Annotated in this window: 17 protein-coding genes; 10 read left to right on the top strand and 7 right to left on the bottom strand. The window is 58.2% G+C overall.

Annotated features, from left to right (window positions below; genetic code table 11):
* Complete coding sequence (gene trbI, locus IFT53_RS21255; RefSeq protein WP_192067493.1) at positions 1-1,299, top strand: IncP-type conjugal transfer protein TrbI; 1,299 nt, start codon at positions 1-3, stop codon at positions 1,297-1,299.
* 262 nt (positions 1,300-1,561) lie between these two features.
* Positions 1,562-2,266 carry an autoinducer binding domain-containing protein gene (locus IFT53_RS21250; protein WP_192067571.1) on the top strand — a complete coding sequence of 235 codons (705 nt, stop codon included), beginning with the start codon at positions 1,562-1,564 and terminating at the stop codon, positions 2,264-2,266.
* 2 nt (positions 2,267-2,268) lie between these two features.
* Here the strand turns inward: IFT53_RS21250 and IFT53_RS21245 are convergent, their stop codons facing one another.
* A complete protein-coding gene (locus tag IFT53_RS21245; protein WP_065661785.1) occupies positions 2,269-2,592 on the bottom strand; it encodes a transcriptional repressor TraM in 324 nt (107 codons plus the stop codon).
* 217 nt (positions 2,593-2,809) lie between these two features.
* On the opposite strand from IFT53_RS21245, the gene IFT53_RS21240 reads away from it, so the two are divergent.
* From IFT53_RS21240 to IFT53_RS21230, 3 genes are all read left to right on the top strand, one after another.
* Positions 2,810-3,031 carry a helix-turn-helix domain-containing protein gene (locus IFT53_RS21240; protein ID WP_065661784.1) on the top strand — a complete coding sequence of 74 codons (222 nt, stop codon included), beginning with the start codon at positions 2,810-2,812 and terminating at the stop codon, positions 3,029-3,031.
* A 62-nt stretch (positions 3,032-3,093) separates the two neighbouring features.
* Positions 3,094-3,726, top strand: a complete 633-nt coding sequence (locus tag IFT53_RS21235; RefSeq protein ID WP_192067494.1) for a DUF433 domain-containing protein — start codon at positions 3,094-3,096, stop codon at positions 3,724-3,726.
* Positions 3,723-4,097, top strand: a complete 375-nt coding sequence (locus IFT53_RS21230; protein WP_192067496.1) for a DUF5615 family PIN-like protein — start codon at positions 3,723-3,725, stop codon at positions 4,095-4,097. The genes IFT53_RS21235 and IFT53_RS21230 overlap by 4 nt, the downstream gene beginning before the upstream one ends.
* Before the next feature lie 168 nt (positions 4,098-4,265).
* Here the strand turns inward: IFT53_RS21230 and IFT53_RS21225 are convergent, their stop codons facing one another.
* Genes IFT53_RS21225 through traA form a run of 4 tightly spaced genes read right to left on the bottom strand, consistent with a single transcriptional unit; the run spans position 4,266 to position 9,934 of the window.
* The gene (locus IFT53_RS21225) at positions 4,266-4,874 is read right to left on the bottom strand and encodes a TraH family protein (RefSeq protein WP_192067498.1); all 609 of its coding nucleotides are present in this window, start codon (positions 4,872-4,874) and stop codon (positions 4,266-4,268) included.
* 17 nt (positions 4,875-4,891) lie between these two features.
* A complete protein-coding gene (locus tag IFT53_RS21220) occupies positions 4,892-6,055 on the bottom strand; it encodes a conjugal transfer protein TraB (protein WP_192067499.1) in 1,164 nt (387 codons plus the stop codon).
* Positions 6,045-6,581, bottom strand: coding sequence for a conjugative transfer signal peptidase TraF (gene traF, locus IFT53_RS21215; RefSeq protein ID WP_042615884.1), 537 nt, complete (start codon positions 6,579-6,581; stop codon positions 6,045-6,047). Before traF ends, IFT53_RS21220 begins: the two co-directional genes overlap by 11 nt.
* Before the next feature lie 26 nt (positions 6,582-6,607).
* Positions 6,608-9,934: a Ti-type conjugative transfer relaxase TraA gene (gene traA / locus IFT53_RS21210; RefSeq protein ID WP_192067573.1), complete on the bottom strand. Its 3,327-nt coding sequence runs from the start codon at positions 9,932-9,934 to the stop codon at positions 6,608-6,610.
* A gap of 252 nt (positions 9,935-10,186) precedes the next feature.
* Here traA and traC point away from each other — a divergent pair, with 252 nt between their 5' ends.
* The 5 genes from traC to IFT53_RS21185 all read left to right on the top strand — a co-directional run bounded on the left by traC (position 10,187) and on the right by IFT53_RS21185 (position 13,679).
* Positions 10,187-10,486 carry a conjugal transfer protein TraC gene (gene traC, locus IFT53_RS21205; protein WP_077121869.1) on the top strand — a complete coding sequence of 100 codons (300 nt, stop codon included), beginning with the start codon at positions 10,187-10,189 and terminating at the stop codon, positions 10,484-10,486.
* Positions 10,487-10,490: 4 nt separating this feature from the next.
* Positions 10,491-10,706, top strand: coding sequence for a type IV conjugative transfer system coupling protein TraD (traD, locus tag IFT53_RS21200; RefSeq protein WP_065661776.1), 216 nt, complete (start codon positions 10,491-10,493; stop codon positions 10,704-10,706).
* Positions 10,693-12,633, top strand: a complete 1,941-nt coding sequence (traG, locus tag IFT53_RS21195; protein WP_192067501.1) for a Ti-type conjugative transfer system protein TraG — start codon at positions 10,693-10,695, stop codon at positions 12,631-12,633. The genes traD and traG overlap by 14 nt, the downstream gene beginning before the upstream one ends.
* Before the next feature lie 58 nt (positions 12,634-12,691).
* Entirely contained in the window at positions 12,692-13,159 is a 468-nt protein-coding gene (locus IFT53_RS21190) for a thermonuclease family protein (protein WP_342365847.1), read from the top strand.
* Positions 13,160-13,430: 271 nt separating this feature from the next.
* The gene (locus IFT53_RS21185; protein ID WP_065661775.1) at positions 13,431-13,679 is read left to right on the top strand and encodes a WGR domain-containing protein; all 249 of its coding nucleotides are present in this window, start codon (positions 13,431-13,433) and stop codon (positions 13,677-13,679) included.
* A 545-nt stretch (positions 13,680-14,224) separates the two neighbouring features.
* Here IFT53_RS21185 and IFT53_RS21180 read toward each other — a convergent pair.
* Together IFT53_RS21180 and IFT53_RS21175 are read right to left on the bottom strand one after the other, a co-directional pair.
* Positions 14,225-14,536, bottom strand: coding sequence for a DUF736 domain-containing protein (locus IFT53_RS21180; RefSeq protein WP_042615792.1), 312 nt, complete (start codon positions 14,534-14,536; stop codon positions 14,225-14,227).
* A 671-nt stretch (positions 14,537-15,207) separates the two neighbouring features.
* The gene (locus IFT53_RS21175) at positions 15,208-16,134 is read right to left on the bottom strand and encodes an ArdC family protein (RefSeq protein WP_192067503.1); all 927 of its coding nucleotides are present in this window, start codon (positions 16,132-16,134) and stop codon (positions 15,208-15,210) included.
* Positions 16,135-16,288 lie beyond the last annotated feature (154 nt).

The following is a 16,288-nucleotide window of genomic DNA, read 5'->3' as shown; positions in this document are numbered from 1 at the left end:
ATGGTTCAGTCGCTCCAGCTCGGCACGTCCAGCCACGCAGACGAACAGAATGGCATGCGCCGACTCAACCGCTTGCCGATCATCATAGCAATCATTGTCGTCGTGGTCTTTATCGGCGTTGTTGTGATTGGCCTGTCACTGCGCGGACTTTCTTTCAATCGTGGGAACTTCGATGACGCTTCGAACAGCCCCGCGACTAGTTTCGGGGATCAACTCAAGCGGGGTATTTCCGATGGAATTATCGGTGAGCCGGACAAACAGGAGGTTTTCCAACCGGCACCTGTCGAAATGGAAAAATCGGAGAAGCAGCAACCGATCGTCGAGCGCCAGTCAGTTGAGCGAGAAGAAAGTGGGCAAAGTCTCGAACCGGAAGAGGTCTGGAAGGCTCGCCTGAAGCGAGAGCAGGATGAACAGTATATGCGAGAGGCGCAGCGCCAACGCATGGCCCGCATTCAGGCTCGTGCCACAGCGCTCGATTCGCCGCTGAAGGTCGACGTTTCGGATATCGATAGTACCGTGAATACCAAAAGTGACACTGGCCAACAGCCAGCCACCAGCGCTGCGAACAGGACATCCGATCTATATGATGCGGCACTGCAATCCGGCTTGATGGGACAGAACGCAGATCAGAACGGGCAAGCATCGAAGGAGGATTTTTTCAACCAGGACATCAAGGATCTCGGCTATCTGCTAAACCAGGTCGTGCCGCAGATGTCACCCAATGAATTGAAGCGCGGATCGGTCATTCCCGCCACATTGATCACTGGGCTCAATTCTGACCTGCCGGGCCGTATAACTGCTCAGGTCAGCCAGAACGTCTATGACAGTGCCACCGGCCACCGGCTTCTCATCCCGCAGGGTGCAAAGCTGTTCGGTCGTTACGATTCAAAGGTATCGTTTGGCCAAGAGCGCGTTCTTGTGGTCTGGACGGACCTTATTTTCCCAAATGGATCTACTCTGCAAATCGGCGGCATGGCCGGCACGGATGCCGAAGGATATGGCGGCTTCCGGGACAAGGTCGATCGCCGTCTGTGGAGGACTTTCGGTTCGGCAGCGCTGGTGGCATTGATCGGAACCGGGATCGATATGTCGATGCCTCAAAGTTCGACGCTAGCGACACAGGATACAGCCTCCGACGCGGCACGGCGAAATTTCGCCGAGAGCTTCGGTCGCGTTGCGGAAGAAACGATATCGAAAAACCTGAACGTTCAGCCGACGATCAACATCCGACCGGGCTACAAGTTCAACGTCCTTGTTGACCAAGACATGATTTTTCCCTCGACCTATAGCATACGGTAGATTTCACGTCGATATTTTCAATCACAGATTGTACATACTAGTAAGATTCTGCGTTAGTATGTCACTTTTTTGACAGTTAACTCTAGAAACGCTCGGAAAAGCTGAGTATTATCAGTATCGCAACATTTTTTGGCGATCTCGTCGTAAACTCAGATCCGTCGCTGCATTCGCAGAATGGCCTATGGCCGAACAGTTTATATTTAAGAAATTTCGGTGTCGCCTGGTTCGGGCCATCTCGCATTCGCCGCATAGGAGAAAGTTAGTGGACGGTCACATTCGCTCACTCATTGATATGACTGAAGCCGCGCATGATGAGCGCATGATCAAAGGTGCACTGAAGATATTTGCGCATGCATGTGGCTTTGAGCGTTTCGCATATCTCCATACCGAGGGGTTGGACCTGCGCACCTTCAATTCTTATCCAGAAGATTGGCAGGGCGTTTATCTCAAAAGCCGATATTCCCGCATTGATCCCGTCGTTACGGAAGGCAAACGTCGCATGGAATTGTTCTCGTGGACGGCTGACAATTGGGCGGATCGTGGAAGTTCCGAACTCAGACGATTTCGTGAGCAAGCGGTCGATCACGGCATCAGGAGCGGCGTGACGATACCCGTTGAGGGAAGTTTCGGATCGACGATGATGCTAACATTTGCATCCTCAGCCCTGACAACTGACGTTTCAAAGTTGCAGGATCCGCACATAGCGTACCGGGCAGTTCTAGCGATCCATTACCGTTTAAAGATCATTGCTGCGACGACGATCATTTCGCCAAAAAAAGTGCTTTCATCACGAGAGGCTATGTGTCTCATGTGGGCGACAAAAGGCAAAAGCGCGCCGGAAACCGCAATGTTGACAGGGATCAAATCGAGGACGGTGCAGCATTATCTGGATAAGGCGCGAGAGAAGCTCGAAGCGGCGACTGTTCCCCACCTCGTCGCAATCGCCAAGGACCACGGTCTGCTATAGAGTCAATCGTCAACATCTGGGGCAACGTCAGGCACGTAGCCGAGCGCATCAATTATTTCCGAAAGTTCTTCTTGCTGGGCTTCAGACTTCTGCTGGCGCGCGGTGTATTCTCGCTGCAAGTTTTCGACTACAGCGCTCGACGCCGTAGGATCAGATGAGGCGCGGGTCCATTCTTCGTAAACAGCTTCGTCGGCGTCGATTAGGCGGCGGTGCACTTTGATCGCAGCGATCGCCAGAGCTTCCAATTCTGACTTTTGCATTAAGGTGAATTGTGATTCTTTGTGTTCTGCCTCGTCGTTACCGTCGGCTGAGCCTGCATTATTCATCCCTCCGCTCCTAACGTCATTTCGCACCATCTGATACCGACGGTTCACCCATATAAATTGCCAACCCTTACATCCGCAATCACTGAGTCCAGGAATAGGCTCGGTTCTTGGGTCTACACGGAAACCGTTTCCAACTCGAACCATCAGCGCAGATCGGAAGAGCGTTTACATACTTTAGTTGATAAACTCAAAGTGTGTAAACAGCGATCTTCTGCGCATGGACATGCGCAAACTGGTCGGCTCGAACTTTGCACGCCTGCGTCGGGAGAAAGGCCTGACCCAGGAAGAGGTTGAGGCGCGCTCTGGTTTCAGTCAACAATACCTGAGTAGTCTAGAACGAGGGCGGCGCAACCCGACCGTGATTACGCTTTATGAACTCGCTCAGGCCTTGGATGTCAGCCACGTCGAGTTAATTTGTCCAGTAAACGAGAGAGAGTAGAGCGAGCCGACGGCCTTGAGATTACGCCAGTATCGTATATATTCTCCTCAAGGAGAACGATTATGGTTGCAGCACTTCGTGAATATACGCCCACTGAGGCGGCTGCCGTGAGTGAGATCGGCATTAAATCGGTACATAACGCAATCGACAAACGAATCATTGGAAGTCTGTCTTCCAATTCGCGCAGCCGTGCGATCACTGACGACGATCTGTTGCGCCTGAAGCTCTGGTTCGGCGTCGGTTCAATCCTTTCCGCCGAACGCAGGAAGCGCCTTTTTGCCGCCATCGACGAAAATCCTGAAGCCGACACCGTCAGAGCGGACGACTATCTGATCGTCGACGTTGCGAGAGCGAGGGAGCATTTAACCGCGCGTGGCGAAGCGCTCAGGGAAGCGGACAAGATCATACACAGCGTGAAAGGCGTGGTTGGCGGCGAGCCGGTCTTCAAAGGCACGCGCGTTCCAGTCCGAACGATCGCTGCGATGAAATTGCAAGGCGCCGCTACGGACGAGATCGTCGAGGGCTATCCAGCTCTTACTACGCGTATGGTGGATCTCGCCGAAATCTGGGTAGCGGCTCATCCTGCCCGTGGGCGGCCACGAAAGTTGTCGGAACAGGGTTTGAACGTCAAATCAGTGAAGCGCTTGCCTCTTAGAAAGGCTGGCAACGAAGAGCCATCGAGCACGACCTCGTGAAGTTTCTCGTCGATGAATGCCTGCACACGTCTCTTGTAGCCGTGGCTCAAGAGCACGGTCACGATTGCTTTCACGTCAATTGGCTGGGCCTGAGCGGCGAGACCGACTGGGATCTTATGCCCCGAATCGTTGCGGAAGACTTTACCTTCGTTACGAACAACGCCCGTGATTTCAGAAAACTCCATGCGCGACAGGATTTGCACGCTGGCCTTGTGCTCATCGTGCCGCAGGTCCTACCAGTGCAGCAGAGAGAATTGTTCGCGCTCGTTTTGCAGGAACTCGCCGGTTCCCCGGACTTGGTGAACGAGGTGATCGAAATTGCCATCGAAGATGGCGAGGCTCTGCTGACGCGCTATGCACTACCAGAGTGAAGAACAAACCCCGCTAATTTGGACAGATCGATCCGAATACCAGTGTGCCGACACTGGATATCTGGCTCACACTAATTTCATGCGTTGGAAGCACACTAATTTGATGCTTTCGGAAGAACGCTGCGAAGTAGGTCGATCAACATCCCTCGCGGGAAGACGACTTCAACGCTATGGCTGACCACCGATGCGAGATAAGTCCACCCGCATCTCCGCAGTGCCGATTTTCTTTTCGTCCCCAGTCTGCACGGGGGCCTCGGTATCGACCGTATCCGTCTCCGATGTATCGGCTTGCAGTTCCCTTTGGTTGGTTATTGCCCCACCCGGATTCTCCGCTTGAAACACACTCACACCCTCGAACTCACCAGTCTTCCAAGCGTAGAGCGCGTCCTCGAATATCTGCGGGAACACCTCGTTGCTCGTAGGATTGCCATACCATTTGGCGACGATCCTAAGCACCTTGGCGAACATCGCCGTGCCTTTGCGAAGGTTTTGGCAGGCATCAACGAGGTCGGATTTCAGATCTGCCGTTTCTTTTACTCCCACACCCGCGGGGAATTGGGTCAGCCCAACACGGACGACGGCGTGACCGGCATATTGCCGCACGATCGCCAAAGCCTCCTCGGCCGATGCGGCTTTCGGAACGAGGATCAATCGGCCGCCGGATTTCACAGTGACGGCGAGGGGATCACTGGAGCCGGCGGCGGCTATGAACTGCTCCACCATCGCGAGCTTGAGGGAAGGGTCTGCGCATTCTTTTATAAGTGCGGCGTCGAGCATGGAGTGTTCCTCGGCTTTCAAAAGTTAAAGGCAACAACAAGCGGTTTTGCGAAGAGCTTTGCCCACGATGTCGCTGTGGCGCGCTGGATGGCAATGATCGACGTCCCTCTGGCCCACCAGCCATTTCCCACGGCAACGACAAAATCCGGGTCGTGCAGCATGGACTGGAGGATCGGCCAAACGAGCAGTTGCTCGTAGCAGATCAGCGGCGCTGCCCGATTGGCCCCGATCGGGATTATGGGGTTCGCAAAGAAATCCGCCCGTGCTCCACCGCTCTGCCCCAACAAGGATCGCCATGGTTGCCACATCGCGCCAGGAACCGGCATACGTTCCCGATAAACGATGCGGCCACCCCGGTTGTCGATCGCGACCAGGACATTGTCATACCCGGTGGCGTCAAGCAGCGCGGCACCAGCAATGGCCGTCGCCCCGCTTGCACGGAATGCGCCTGCCCAAAGCCGCTCGACAGTCGGTGTCCAGAAGCCAAGCGTACTTTCGGGAAGCACCACGTAACGTGCGCCATCGCTGGCCGCATTCTGAAACGTTGCTCTCAAGTCACGTTGGCGTTGAAGACCGGCGTCCCGACCAAGCGAAGCGCCCATTTGCAGATCGACGCCGCGCCATCCCTCAGGTAGGGTCGGATCGGTCCAGATCGCGGCGGACCAAAGCCACAAGCCTGTCAAGGCAATGGCAACAGCTGGCCAGATGCGGGTTACGAGGCCCGCAAGGCCAGCTGTCATGAACGCAAGTCCCCACCATCCCCATCCCGGAAACACAACACCTGCGGCTGTGACGGGATGCGCCCAGCCCGTGATGCCGAATGGTGGGATGGCCATGACACCTGCTGCCACAAGATAGCGAAACGGACGGGCTCCGCTGTTTATTGTCCAAACTACTGTATGCACGGCAACGAAGCCCAACGACGCGCACAGCCAGAGCAACAAGCCGGGCCAGATATCGGACGAATAGAAAGCGGCGACGCCCTGTGGCAAACCTCGCGAGGCGGCCAGGAAATATCCGGCGGAGACAAATGCCGCGACCAATCTCGTTCGCGCGATTGACCAAAGAACGGGAAATCCAAGCGCGACCGGCAAAAGCAACGCGTGACCGCTCCAGCCAACCACGCCGATCGCGATGGAAGCGAAAACGAGTGTCATCGCCCGAAGGTACTCACGGCGCATAGGTGAGAACCTCCTGCGCTAGACCGAGAACGCCGGAGGCGGGCACCGGACCGAAGTATCGGGCGTCGTAAGAACCTGGAAACGAGGAGTAAAGGAAGACATGTCCTGGCGGAATGGTGCCACTCGGAAAGGGCGTCAACGACCGACCTTTTCCATCGCGCAGTGCGATATCTGAGGAGGGGGCCCTCCTTCCATCCACGCTCACGCTGTCGCCGATTTCAACATGTTGTCCTGCAACGGCGATCACTGTCTTAATCAACGGTGCGAAACCGCCTGGGCAGGAACCAGAGTGGAAATAACCTCGTGCCCTAGCTGCACGCATCGCCACCGTTTCCGGTGGGCAGATGAACAAGAGGTCGTCGACTGCTGCCGGTCGATGAAGCGGGATGATACGCCACAGGCCGAGTGGCGCGCTCGGGGTCAGATTGATGCGATAGCCGCCGGAGACGGCGGTAACCACCAGCAGGATGGCAGCTACGGCCATTATCGCCAGACCCACTATGGCTCGTCGCTGCTGAGCGGTCATGGCCCGGCGCGTTCCAGTTCCCGCCGTCATTTGAGCGAGAGCCCCTGGCTCTTCGTCTGCCGCAGCGTCTCGGCCTGTCTGAGCGCTTGGGTCGTTCGTTCATGCGCGCCAAGCTGCTGCACCGTCCGCATGGAATTCCAGGCGGACTGGACCTCAGCCTTTTGGCCGGCTGTCATGCCTGCTGTGACGGTCTCGAACGTCCTGCCGCCGGTGTCTTTCGCGGCCAAGGGCAGGAAGGTCCGCTCCCCGAAACGCTCGGACACCGCCCGGGCGAAGCCTTCGAGTTCGGCCTTCACCATTTTGTCGGCGAGCGCGTATTCGAGACCTGCGGGCAAATCGTTGCGATCGATGGCATCGCGCACGCGTTCAAGCGTTTGCCTGGCAGATGGAGAGAGCGCCGGGATGTCGACCGAAACCTTCAGTCGAACCGCGCGCTCCTCGGCCTCATGTTTGACTTCGGCCTCGGCCCGCTCACGAAGGTAACGTTGAAGATTTCGGGCGAGCGCCGGCACATTGGCGATGGCTTTTTCCCGGTCCTGCTTATCGCGGCGGCCCGCGAATAGACCGGTCTTTCCCTTGAGGGTGCCAAAACTCTCTGGGTCTTGCGCGATTTTTGCCAGGGTGGACTGCGCGATCGACTGGTCCTTCAACATGGTGTCGACATCAATGGCCTTGAAGGCTGCTTGCGGGTTCGCATAGACGAAATGGAAACGGGTCGAGACGTCGTCCCATTGCGTCTTGAGACTGAGGTCCGCGGCGAGCTTGTCCTCGACAGTCTGGTCGAGCGATTTCGGGAAGATGGTGATGCCTGATACCATGGGCCTGGCCTCCTTGATTGTATCGGTGATGGCGTGTTTGTTGCTGCCGCGAGCCAGTCCGAGCGCTGTGCCGATGGCGGCAAGACGGGTGCCGAGGTCGGCGAGTTTGTCTTTTTGCCGGACGGCCCATTGAAGACGATCCTGTGCGATCGTGCGGGCGACGGTCATGAGGTGCAGGCCGCGGGCCTCGGCAAATCGCAAGGCTTGGCCGTAGAACGACGCCTGCTCGTAATCGAGGGTCGTCTCCTTGGCATTTTGGCGCGACAGCATCGGAATGAGGCCGCCCGCCTTGGAGAAAGAGCGACTGCCATAGTAGACGACGAGATCCTCGCGATGGCGGGTCATGGCCACATAGGTGAGATGCCGGTCCAACGAGAGGGATGCCAGGACTTTCACGCGGTCGACGGTGGCGCCCTGGGCTTTGTGGATCGTCGTCGCATAACCATGATCGAGAGTGTTGTAGACGCGCTGCTCGACCGTGACCTGGCGACGATGCTCGCCGTCGCCAACCTCGGCAACGATCCGGCCAGGACCGGCTTCAAGCACTTTTGCGAGCATGCCGTTCTTGACGCCAAGGCTGCCCTCGTTCTTGAGGAACACGATCTGGTCGCCGGTCGCGAACATGCGAGATCCGTCCTCTGTCTTGAAGGCAAAACCGTCTTCGAGAACACCACGCTCGACAAGTCTGGCGCGGGCCATATCGTTGAGCTTTCGCACATCACGACGAAGGTGTGCGAGGATCAGGCTGGTCTTCGAAGGATCGTAATCGCGATCCCAATCGGCGATCAGGCTTTCGACGGCCTCGTCCTTCAGCCTCAAACCGATCATTCGACCTTGGGCGGTGTAGGCATCGACCGCCTGGCCGACGTTACCGCGCGCCAGATCAAGCGAGGCGTCGCGCATCCACTGCTGGCGCTGACGATAGATCGTCTCGAGTTCGGCATAGCCGATGCGATCGGCGATTGCACGGAAGGCGGCACCCGCTTCGATCGGTTGAAGCTGTTGCGGATCGCCGACAAGGACGAGCTTGGCGCCAGCCTTGGTGACGGTTTCGACCAACAGCGCCATTTGCCGTGACGAGACCATACCGGCCTCGTCCAGCACGAAGACGCATCTGTCGTCGAGCTGGTTGCGACCCTGGTTCCAGCGAAGCTCCCACGACGACAGCGTGCGGGAAACGATGCCCGCTTCCTTCTCCAAACCTTCGGCGGCTTTGCCAGCCAGGGCACCGCCGACCACGCGATAGCCAGCCGCTTCCCAGGCTTCGCGCGCCGCCTTCATCATCGTCGTCTTGCCAGCGCCGGCGCGACCGATGACAGCGGCAATCCGCGCGGGCGCAGCGACATGGCTGATTGCCGTTCGCTGCTCCTCCGACAGACGGGAATGGCGCGCAAAGGTCGCCTGCAGCACAGCCTTTCGGACGCTATGAGAGGTGCTGCCGGACAGCCAGGTTGCACGATGGGCCATCTCGGCTTCAAGCCGGATCATCTCGCGCGAGGTGTACTTTGCTGGAGAACGAATGCCAGTCGTAAAGTTGATCCGCTCGCGTTCCAGCCGGAGGGCTTCAGGGCTTTGCAGAATACGGACCATCAGACTTTGGAACAGCGCGACATCGTCGATATAGCGGTGCAGGACCTTCGCAACATCGCGTTCGTCGAAGACACTCTTTTCCCGCGTGATCAGGTCGAGCACGATCTCCGGACGGCGCTGGATGCGGCGGGCGTTTTCGTTGCGACGCTGCTCCTGGATCTCGATGCGCTCGAGCTTGCTCGCAGGCCTTTGCTGCTTCCGATCGGTCTCCTCGGCCTTGCGCGCGATGGCTTTGGTGCCGACGCCGAGGTGAAGGGTTGGCTCGAGGTCAATACCCTGCTTTTCGAAGGAGCGGCCATCGATGCTGATATCGAGACCTGCGAGCGCCAGATGTCTGTTCTGGCAGGCAAACCAGCCGTCGCGAAACGCGTTGAAGTCCTCCGTGTCACCGGCCCATAGCTGATAGACGATCTTGCCGGCATCATTGCGGATTGGCGTGCCATCCGGGCCTGTTACCGCGATTTTCTTTGAACCGAAACCGTCTTCGGTCAGCGGGCGCAATGTGGTCATGAGATGGACGTGGGGATTGCCGGGGGCGTCGTGATAGACCCAGTCGGCGATCATGCCCTTCGCGGTGATGTGGCTTGTCACAAAGTCGCGCATGAGCGCGATGTTCTGGTCAGCCGACAACTCGAGCGGCAAGGCGATGGTGACGTCCTTGGCGAGTTGTGCGTCGGATCGCTTCTCGAAGTCCTCCACCTTGTTCCAGAAAGCCTCGGATGCGCCGGCGACCGAGCGATCGGCCATCATGCTGCGCACCCATTCCGGCGCGTCATCAGGGATCACGAACGCCTCATGCAGGAGCCCCTGCTTGCGGGTGTAGTCGATCGTTCGGGCTTCCCGGTCAAACTCCATCCTGGCGCAATGCCGGTAGGCCGCCGACAGGACGGCGCTGCGGCCGGAGCCACGGGCGACGATGCTGACGGAGAAGTGAGGGACGGCCACGGCGGAGTTCTCCCTGGTTGCGAACGACATCAAAGGGTTCGTCGGGAGCGGCGGCATTATCAGGCTCTGTCAGCAACACGTCGCGCCAGCGACGTATAATTGCGCCCTTGGAAGCCGTCCTTCGAACGGCCGGGATCATTCACCAACGCATCGCCGGTGGCGATTGTAGGATTCACAGTAGTGCGTCCCGCACTCCATTCCGAATAACTGGGTTTGAAAGACACGCTTTCTCACCCAGGGAGACGATCGAAAATGAAGAAGCCATCCTCGAAAATCCGCGATGAAATCGCAAAGCTGCAGGAACAGCTCAAACTTGCCGAGACGAGAGAAGCCGAGCGGATCGGAAGGGTCGCGCTCAAGGCGGGTCTTGGCGACATCGAAATCGACGAGGGAGAACTTCAGGCAGCGCTTGAGCAACTGGCGAAACGATTTCGCGCAGGCCATAGGGCAGACAAGGGCGGCACGAGCGGAGGGAAGAAGAGCACCGGCGACGGCAGCGGAGAAGCGGCGGACGCATCTGGCGCGGGCCCGGGCAGCGGTGGTGAGGCTTGAGCGTATGGCGAGAACGATGACATCCGACGCCCGCAAGAAGGACACGCGCGAAAAGATCGAGCTCGGCGGCCTGATCGTCAAAGCCGGGCTGCGTTATGAGAAGCGCGCGCTGTTGCTGGGCGCGCTTCTCGATGCTGCTCGCAGAATGAAAGGCGACGAGGAGGAGCGCTCCAGGCTTACGGCAATCGGTGTGGAGGCCTTCGGCGATGACCATCAGTAGGGTTGCGCTCGTGGTCGCACCAGGGACGTTGATGATCCTGACTGTCATCGGAATGACGGGGATCGAGCAATGGCTTTCCGGGCTCGGTAAGAGCGAGGCCGTGCGACAGGCTTGGGGGCGGGCGGGGATCGCATTTCCCTATGTGGCAAGTGCGGTAACCGGAGTTCTGTTCCTGTTCGCGAGCGCCGGCTCGATCAATATAAAGCAGGCAGGTTGGGGCGTCCTTGCCGGATGCGGTGGGACGATCCTGGTCGCAGCGGTCCGCGAGACGATGCGCCTTGCTGCCTTTACGAAGACGCTGCCAACCGACAAGACGGTCTTTGCGTTTCTCGATCCGGCAACAGCGCTCGGAGCGGGCATAGCACTGATGTGCGCCTGCTTCGCAATCCGCGTTGTCCTGATGGGCAATGCCGCGTTCGCACGGCCCGAGCCGAAACGGGTTCATGGCAAGCGGGCGCTCCATGGCGAAGCGGATTGGATGAAACTGACGGAAGCCGCGAAGTTGTTTGCGGAGAATGGCGGTATCGTCATCGGGGAACACTATCGGGTAGACGAGGACAGTGTCGGAGCCCGGGCGTTTCGTGCCGACAGCGCTGAGACATGGGGTGCCGGTGGCAAATCACCCTTGCTGTGCTTCGATGGCTCGTTCGGCTCGTCGCACGGGATCGTTTTTGCCGGGTCCGGCGGCTTCAAAACGACGTCGGTGACAATCCCGACGGCACTGAAATGGGGCGGCACGCTGATCGTGCTCGACCCCTCGAACGAGGTCGCGCCGATGGTCTCTGCGCATCGCGGCGGAGCGGGGCGGGACGTGTTTGTCCTCGATCCGAAGAAGCCGGACGTCGGCTTCGACGCCCTCGACTGGGTCGGACGTTTCGGCGGAACCAAGGAAGAGGACATTGCCTCCGTTGCCTCATGGATCATGAGCGATAGCAGCGGCACGCGCGGTGTGCGTGATGACTTTTTTCGCGCATCGGCGCTGCAACTGCTAACAGCGTTGATTGCCGATGTGTGCCTGTCCGGTCATACGGTAAACGAGAACCGGACGCTTCGGCAGGTGCGCATGAACCTCTCTGAGCCGGAGCCGACACTGCGCAAGCGGCTTCAGGATATCTACGACAATTCGGGCTCGGACTTCGTGAAGGAGAATGTCGCAGCCTTCGTCAACATGACGCCGGAAACCTTCTCCGGTGTCTATGCCAATGCGGTCAAGGAAACGCACTGGCTTTCCTATCCGAACTATGCTGCCCTCGTATCGGGAAAGAAGTTCTCGACCAGCGACATCGCGGCAGGAAACACCGACGTCTTCATCAACATCGACCTCAAGACCTTGGAGACCCATTCGGGTCTCGCGCGGGTCATCATCGGCTCGTTTCTCAATGCCATCTACAATCGCGACGGTCAGATGGAAGGGCGTGCGCTGTTTCTCCTCGACGAGGTAGCCCGCCTTGGTTACATGCGGATCATCGAAACCGCGCGCGACGCCGGACGCAAATACGGCATCACCCTGACGATGATCTACCAATCCATCGGCCAGATGCGCGAAACCTATGGCGGTCGCGACGCGGCGAGCAAGTGGTTCGAGAGTGTCAGCTGGATTTCGTTTGCCGCTATCAACGATCCCGAAACCGCCGACTACATCTCCCGACGCTGCGGTATGACCACCGTGGAGATCGACCAGATAAGTCTCAGCTCCCAGGCAAGAGGATCGTCGCGAACACGCTCGAAACATCTCGCTGCCAGGCCACTCATCCAGCCCCATGAAGTGCTACGCATGCGTGCCGACGAACAGATCGTCTTCACCGCGGGAAATGCACCGTTGCGATGCGGACGAGCTATCTGGTTCCGGCGAGATGACATGAAGGCTTGCGTTGACGGGAACCGTTTCCATTCCAACCAATCTGTGCCACCAACGAAAATAAAATGAAGTGGAGAGTGACGTGACACACCGGATGGGGTGGCGGGTAGGCGCGAAAGAGGCCGGTGTGGCGCTGCTGGTCGCAATCGTAGCCGGTGCTGCATACACAGCGTTGGGCGTCGATCTTGGGATTTCTGCTTCGACTGCGATGGCCTCTCCGCTGTCACTTGACACACAGTCGGCCGATTTTTCTATCTGCGGGAACAGTCGCCGCGTAAACTGCGTCGTTGACGGCGATACATTTTGGTTTCACGCCAAGAAAATCCGGATCGCCGATATCGATGCGCCTGAACTCAGCCCGCCCCGATGCGAGGTCGAGCGTGCGAAAGGGGAAGCGGCAAAACAGCGGCTGCTTGCGCTTCTCAACGGCGGAAAGTTCTCAATTACCGCCACTGGCAGGGACCAGGACCGCTTCGGTCGCGATCTGAGGATTATCACCAGGAATGGCCGCTCAATTGGTACCGTGCTCGTGGAGGAAAACCTCGCACGCCGGTGGGACGTTCGTAGAAGACCGTGGTGCAATCAATTTGACTAGTTCTATCGTGCCCATTTGCGTCATGGTTTCCCTGTATTCCGGTCGGCTCTACCAAGTCGTGCCTTATGCGACGTGTGACGGCGAGAGGATCGTTACAGAATGGCCGAAACCGCGTAGCCGGGTTCGGGGAGCAAAGCGAGTAGAGCCGTAGGGCGAAGCCGTCTCGCCCGATCATTCGCCGGGCTGTTTCATCACAAAAATGAATCGAATGGTGTCGACCGATTCATAACTCTCGTTGGACGAGAAAGGCAGGATCGGCGAATCTGTCCGTATGATCTACCAGCCCTATCATATCTATACAGAACGAACGGACCCGACGAAGAACATGGCCCGGTTCTATGCCATGGAAATCTCCCGAAGCTTGTTCGGAGAGCCCTGCCTCATCCGGCGCTGGGGCCGCATTGGAGCATCCGGGCAGAGCATTGTGCATCATTTCGAAAACGAGCACGATGCTGTAGTGCTCTTTCTCGACCTTGCCCGCCACAAAAAATCGCGAGGCTATGTGCCGAGATCGGCGTAAAGACGCCCGAGACGATAGAGACGCGACATCGCGGGTATGATTTCGATCAGTTGGAGCACCCTGATCAGAGCTATGAATGGCTATTCGACGCCAAGATGCGCCACCAAAGACGGTCGTAAAAGGAAAGTGGCGACAATATCATCGATTGCGTGGCCATAGACACGCTTACGTAAGTCACAGTTGGCGCAAAGTTGCCGAGGCAGCAGTTTGCCCCATGGTCAAAGGCGCGATTACTCCACTGAGGTCAGTCTCGACATCCGGCAAGCCTGTATAAAACTGATCGCGTCATTGGAGTGATCAATTGGTAACACGGCTGACCTCCCTGGCAACACAGACCATTAAATGCGGGCGCTCATAGAGCAACCGCGCGAGATTTGGGGGAACCGCTCGTCCTTGACGCAGTCGCCTCGGCTGGCAGCCTCGCTCGATCTGAGCAGCTATCTCCCGGTTCCGTGTGGCACCAAGGAGCCGGGCCCGGACGACGCCCGTTCCCGGCTCCATAGTCCAAGGGAAGAGGCCCGCCCGATGGGCGGAGCCTCAATGCCTCAATCGCGGTTCTGTCGTGACCAGATCAGCTGGTAACCATCTTCGCCTTCGACTTCGGTCAGGGTTGCGTAGATCGGAGCCGGGAAACTTGGGTCGTCCAACTTGACCGAGAGGTAGTCGCGATCGCTCTCAGTGGATCGCTTCTGCCAGGCCGCACCCAGCTCGACAGCGCCGGCGTAGATGCGGAACTGCGGGCCTTTGTCCGAGGGGTTTTCGACGCGAGAGATACGGGCCTTGACGTTGAGGGCGAGGGTGCGGATGGAGCCTGTGAAGCCAGTTTCGGTGGAGTTGAAAGTGCCGATGGTTGCCATGGTGGTGTTCCTTTGCTTGCTCGGGCCGCACCATTGCGGCCTCGATGGCAGTCGCAAAGACCGGGGACGATCGGACCGCACCCGCCGGGGTCCCCTTCGCGCCTTACGCGATGGGGTGGCACAGGGCCGCAATGCAATGAAGGGCGGCCGGAGGAAACTTTGTTGTGCGCGAGGAATTGGAACGCAGTTCGCTGGGGAAGAAAGTTACAGAGGGTCGTTGCGGGAAAACGATCGAGGCGCAGCCGGTCTCTGGTCAGACATGCCCCATCGAGCCCGCAGATGGAGCCCCGGAAACAGGTAGAGGGATATCGCTATGGCGATCTCGGGACTCGGACCCTTCGAGAGGGGCAATATTGGAATAATCACCTCGGACAATCCGTCGATCATCACCCATCCCCAGCGAAAACCCATTTCATGAAAGGAGCCGGTTACATGGAAGTATTCGCGCGCGCTCGTTCGTCGGTGACGTTGCCATGAGGATCCATTCGTCAGGACACAAAGCCAACAACTGTTGAACGAGAGCCATCCCGTGGACTCACGTCCGAGACTGGCCAGCCCTCGGTCTGTTGGAAGCTGGATCTTCGCTGCAACAGGTCCCGCACTGAACGATGTAGGGTCGTGGCAACGATGGCCGGCGATGATTACCTCCGTTGCTGACAGAATGGTTGGCTTCAAGCCGCCTTGGTTCCAGCCTCGGCTACCCGCTGCAGATCATGAAGATAACTCATAGCGCGCTGCGCATGTGCCGCTGCCTGAAAGATGGCGCGCTTGTCGTCTAACAGCACGCGCAGCCAGGACTGCAGGTAGGAGGCGTGATCGGGTCGCGGCTCCAGTTCCGGAACAATGCCAAGATCGGCACACAGGAAGCAACTCCCGAGTTCTGCAATCAACTCTTCGCGGGCGCGCTCGCTTTTGTCCTTCGCGTAGCGGCTGAGATCGCGGCCGACACGGGAAGGATGTGCCGTCCAGTGCGTGGCTTCATGGCTGAGCGTCGCCACATAGGCCGCAGCATCGCGAAACGTCTCGAACGGCGGCATCTGAATATGATCCGTCACCGGCGAATAATAGGCCTGACCGCCGCCATGTCGGATCAGGGCACCTGTTTTGAGGAAGAAGCGATCGGCCTGCTCGATCCGCTCTAGGGGATCAAGGTTCTCAGCAGGCTGCCCGTAGTAGTGATCGGGAAGTCCATCGATCTGCTCGATGTTGAAGACCGAGTATGTTTTGAGAAAAGGAATCTCACGGTCGATCTCATTGCCTAAACCGTCGCTTTCGGATTTTGTGAAGCGGCTGGCGAAGACGACAGTCGAGCCCGTTTCGCCCTTGCGCACGCAAGCCCCGACTTCGAGCGCCTGCTTGAATGTCATCCACATCGGTGAGGAGAAACCCCGCGCTACCCCCTCCGACCAGAGAAGCAGCACGTTCATTCCTGAATAGGGCAGGCCATTATGCCTCAACGGTCGGTTGATGCGCCCCTGTGTGTGGGCAACACTCCATGGCTTCATCCATGGTCGAACGCCCTGTTCGAGATCGGTCACGATACGATCGGTAATGCGGGAATAGATGTCGCTGCGGTCGCCTGCCGATTTCCTGGTCATCTTCTTTCTCCTTCTTGTCCGACCGCGCCGATCGCGGTTCGTCACGGAGGTCCTGAAGCAGGAGGCAAAGGATCTCGTGCGCACCCAGGGGGCCGGAACGAAGAGGAGGACGGCAAAGCCGTTGCGCGCGAAAACCGTCTCCTGCAGGACCACC

Source organism: Rhizobium sp. CFBP 13644, from assembly GCF_014842165.1.
In the GTDB taxonomy this organism is placed as follows: domain Bacteria; phylum Pseudomonadota; class Alphaproteobacteria; order Rhizobiales; family Rhizobiaceae; genus Agrobacterium; species Agrobacterium tumefaciens_C.
This window is presented reverse-complemented; position numbering and strand designations above follow the sequence as displayed.